Consider the following 3,968-nt stretch of genomic DNA (forward strand, 5'->3'; position numbering starts at 1 on the left):
CTCGATCATGTGCACGAGGATCCAGCGCATCGACGGCGGGGCGGTCTCGCGCAGCGAGCGGGCACCGGGCCGGCCCAGGTCGTCGCAGCCGGTGATCACCGCGTCGGCCTGCCGGATCGCGTCCCGGTAGGCGGCCACCGCGCTCGCGACGGTCTCACCGCCGGCCGGGGTGGTGTCGTCGTCCCACGGCTCGCGGTCGGGGCCCTGGTAGGCCCAGACGAACCAGTTGAGTTCGACCGCGGCGAGGTGCCGGACCAGGCCGAGCAGGCTGGTCCCGGAGGGTACGGCCGAGGTGCGGGCGGCGGCGTCCGGAACGTCCTCGGCCTTGCGGATGACGGCCTCGCGCAGGTAGCGCAGGAAGGTGAGCAGGGTGGTCCGCTCGTCCGTGTTCGCCTCGGGCGGGCGCAGGTCGGCGGGCTGCGGCGGGGCCGGTGGCGGCACGGGCCGCTCCCCCGCGGTACCGGTCGGCTGGGTAGGTCGGCTCGTGTCGGTCACCGCGCCACGCTATCGAGGAGAGGCGCCCGGTCGCGCTCCGCGCCGGGCGCCGGACCTGCCGGTACGGCGCCCTGACCTGCTCCCGGGCCCGGCGGCCGGGCGGAATGGAGCGACCGTGACCGGGGAGCGCAGATTTCGTGCAGATCCGCGACTCCCGCCGGGCGGCCGCCGGGAGGAGAATCGCGGCGGCCCCCTTGTCAGGCCCGGGATGCAGGGCCAACCAGCACAAACGTCCGAAAACTCGGTTACCGCCGCAGCTCTCCCGCCGACTGCGGGGATCGGATACCTTACGGGCCCGCAAGCGTCCCCTAGGAGAACACCAGTTGCGTCAGTTCACTGTGTCCCCACTGGTCACGACACCACAGGCAGGAGGCCTGGCGGACGCCGTCTTCGTGAACGCGTCGCTGAGCCCGGATGCCGTGGTGCTCTGCCGCGCGGACGGACAGGGTGGCTGGCTCGATGTGACGGCCGCCGAATTCCGCGATCAGGTCCTCGCGGTGGCCAAGGGGCTGCTGGCCGAGGGCGTGCGGTTCGGCGACCGGGTGGCGCTGATGTCGCGCACCCGTTACGAGTGGACCCTGTTCGACTTCGCGCTGTGGACGATCGGGGCCCAGTCCGTACCGGTCTACCCCACCTCCTCCTCCGACCAGGTGCGGTGGATGCTGCACGACTCGGGCGCGGTCGCCGCCGTCGTGGAGCACGAGGACCACGCGATGACGATCGGCGCGGCCGTGGACGAGTTGCCCCGGCTGACCCGGCTGTGGCAGCTGGACGCGGACTGCGTCGCCGAACTGTCCGAAGCCGGCCGGGACATCGGCGACGACGTGGTGGAGCGGCACCGGCTGGCGGTGACCCCGGAGGGCGTCGCGACCGTCATCTACACCTCGGGCACCACCGGGCGGCCCAAGGGCTGCGTGATCACCCACGCCAACTTCATGGCCGAGACCGACAATGTGGTGGCGCGCTGGCAGCCGGTGTTCGCCGACAAGCCGAGCGAGGTGCCGTCCACGCTGCTGTTCCTGCCGCTGGCCCATGTCTTCGGGCGGATGGTGGAGGTGGCCTGCGTGCGGCACCGGATCCGGCTGGCCCACCAGCCGAGCATGGCCGCGCCCGATCTGATCCGGGACTTCGCCAGCCTGCGCCCCACCTTCGTGCTGGCGGTGCCCTACGTCTTCGAGAAGGTCTTCCGGTCCGCGCGCCGCAAGGCCGAGGCGGGCGGGCGGCTCGCGGTCTTCGACAAGGCGGTGGATGTCGCGGTCCGGCACGCGGAGGCGACCGAGGCGCGGGCGTTCGGCACCGGCCCCGGTCCCAGCGCCTCCTTGCGGATGCAGCACCAGCTCTACGACAAGCTGGTGTACAGCAAGGTGCGCGACGCGCTCGGCGGCCGGATCCGGCACGGCATCTCCGGCGGGTCGGCGATGGAGCGGCGGCTGGGCCTGTTCTTCTGCGGCGCCGGCGTCACCATCTACGAGGGCTACGGCCTGACCGAGTCCACCGCGGCGGCCACCGCGAATCCGCCGGAGCAGACCAGGTTCGGCACGGTGGGCCTGCCGGTGCCGGGCACCACGGTGCTGATCGCGGAGGACGGCGAGATCTGGCTGAGCGGCGGCCAGATCTTCGGCGGCTACCTCAACGACGAGAAGGCCACCGGCGAGGTCCTGCGGGACGGCTGGCTGGCCACCGGTGACCTCGGCATGCTCGACGAGGACGGCTATCTGACCATCACCGGCCGCAAGAAGGAGATCCTGGTCACCAGCGGCGGCAAGAGCGTCTCCCCCACCCCGCTGGAGGACCGGGTCCGCGCCCACCCGCTGGTCGCCCAGTGCATAGCCGTCGGCAACAACCGCCCGTACGTCGCGGCCCTGGTCACCTTGGACCAGGAGGCGGTCACGCACTGGCTGACGATGCGCGGCAAGCCGGCCATGAGCCCGGCGGAGCTGGTCCGCGACCACGACCTGGAAAGCGAGATCCGGCGCGCGGTGGTGGCCGCCAACACCCTGGTCTCGCAGGCGGAGTCGATCCGCACCTTCCGGATCCTGGCCGGCCAGTTCTCCGAGGCGCGCGGCACGCTCACCCCGTCGCTGAAGCTGAAGCGGCGGGCGATCGAGAGCGCGTACGCGGCCGATGTCGAGGCGCTGTACGGCGCCTGACGGGCCCCCGGACCCGGCGGCGCAGGGATCGCCGGCCGCGCGCGGCGCACCACGATGTTTACTTGCGCCCCACTACGTAACCGGGGCGCAAGACGCCGGGACAAGCCCTGTTCATGTGGGCGCCCTACGATGTCCCACATGCTGGACTACGACGTCGAGGCGGCGCGCTACGACGCGACCCGCGGGGGTGTGCCCAGGGCGCGGTCCGCGGCACGGGCGATTCTCGCGCTGGTGCCGGACCGGGCCCGCACCCTGCTGGACGTGGGGTGCGGCACCGGTCTGGTCACCGAGCGGCTGAGCCGCCCGGGGCTGCGGGTGTTCGGGGTGGACTCCTCGCCCGGGATGGCGCACCTGGCCGCCGGCCGCCTCGGCGCGGGGCTGGTGCTCGGGAACTGCCACCGGCTGCCCTTCGCCGACGGCACGCTGGACGCGGTGAGCTCGGTGTGGCTGCTGCACCTGCTGCCGGACGCGCCCTCGGTGGTCGCGGAGTGCGCCCGGGTGCTGCGGCCCGGCGGGCTGTTCGTGACGACGGTCGACAAGGACGCCGGGCACGGTATGGACAGCGATGTGGAGGAGCTGCTGGCGCCCTTCCGGGTGCGCCGGGCGTACGACGCGGCGCCGCGGGTCCTGGCGGTGGCCTCCGAGCACGGCCTGCGGCGGGTGGGCGAGGCCCGTTTCACCGGTCACGGCCAGGGCCGGTCGCCGATGGGCACCGCCGCGGACGTGGCCCGCGGCGACTACGGGTCGGCGCTGACGCTGGACGAGCAGCAGGCGGAGGCACTCGTCTCGCGCCTGTCGTGCCTGCCGGACCCCGAGGTGCCGCGGGCCGATCCCGTGTACCGGCTGCTGGCGCTGCGCAAGGAGGCCTGAGCCGCCGAGCGTGCTGAGCCGGCCTGTTCCCGCTCGCCGTCGGCGCGCCTCAGCCCGGTCCCGGTCCCGCGACCGAGCCGGCCGCCTCCTCCCGCGCCCGTGGGACGAGCCCGCCGGCGGGCCGCGCCGGCCGCCCCGCGAGCCAGTCGCGGAAGACCGCGTGCAGCGATTCCGCGCCGGTCACGGCGCCGCCGGGCACCGGGAGTTCGGCCGGATGGAGCAGGAAGGGCCGGCTCTGCGGGCCGCCCAGGCCGCCGTGGGAGCCGGCCTGCTCCTCGAACGCGTGCACCGCGCCGGTCAGCGGATCGCACGCCGAATTGACCATCAGATCGGCGGTGTGCGGAAAGCCATCGGTCCGCAGCACGGCCGCCGCCGCCCCGTCACCGAAGGGGCCCAGCGGGTCCGGGCCGGTGATCCGGCCGGTGGCCAGCTCGTGTTCGCCGCCACCGGGGC

General features: G+C 73.8%; 3 protein-coding genes and 1 pseudogene. 2 read left to right on the forward strand and 2 right to left on the reverse strand.

The features are described from left to right. The coding region (locus tag GA0115240_RS35235; protein ID WP_256070220.1) for a DinB family protein at nucleotides 1-495 on the reverse strand (495 nt) is incomplete at its 3' end. A gap of 323 nt (nucleotides 496-818) precedes the next feature. Between GA0115240_RS35235 and GA0115240_RS35240 the strand changes: the two genes are divergently transcribed. Both GA0115240_RS35240 and GA0115240_RS35245 read left to right on the forward strand, forming a co-directional pair. Beyond that, nucleotides 819-2,645, forward strand: a complete 1,827-nt coding sequence (locus GA0115240_RS35240; RefSeq protein ID WP_093743230.1) for an AMP-dependent synthetase/ligase — start codon at nucleotides 819-821, stop codon at nucleotides 2,643-2,645. A 138-nt stretch (nucleotides 2,646-2,783) separates the two neighbouring features. Next, nucleotides 2,784-3,515 (forward strand): class I SAM-dependent methyltransferase, encoded by a 732-nt coding sequence (locus GA0115240_RS35245; RefSeq protein WP_093743232.1) that lies wholly within the window; start codon nucleotides 2,784-2,786, stop codon nucleotides 3,513-3,515. A 49-nt stretch (nucleotides 3,516-3,564) separates the two neighbouring features. On the opposite strand, the pseudogene GA0115240_RS35250 reads toward GA0115240_RS35245, so the two are convergent. Next, nucleotides 3,565-3,968: pseudogene (locus tag GA0115240_RS35250) on the reverse strand (hypothetical protein); the annotation flags it as partial.

It is taken from the genome of Streptomyces sp. DvalAA-14, assembly GCF_900091855.1.
In the GTDB taxonomy this organism is placed as follows: domain Bacteria; phylum Actinomycetota; class Actinomycetes; order Streptomycetales; family Streptomycetaceae; genus Actinacidiphila.

Coding starts and splice junctions, on each gene's coding strand:
- GA0115240_RS35245 (WP_093743232.1), top strand. CDS start 2,784: ATGCTGGACTACGACGTCGAGGCGGCGCGCTACGACGCGACCCGCGGG.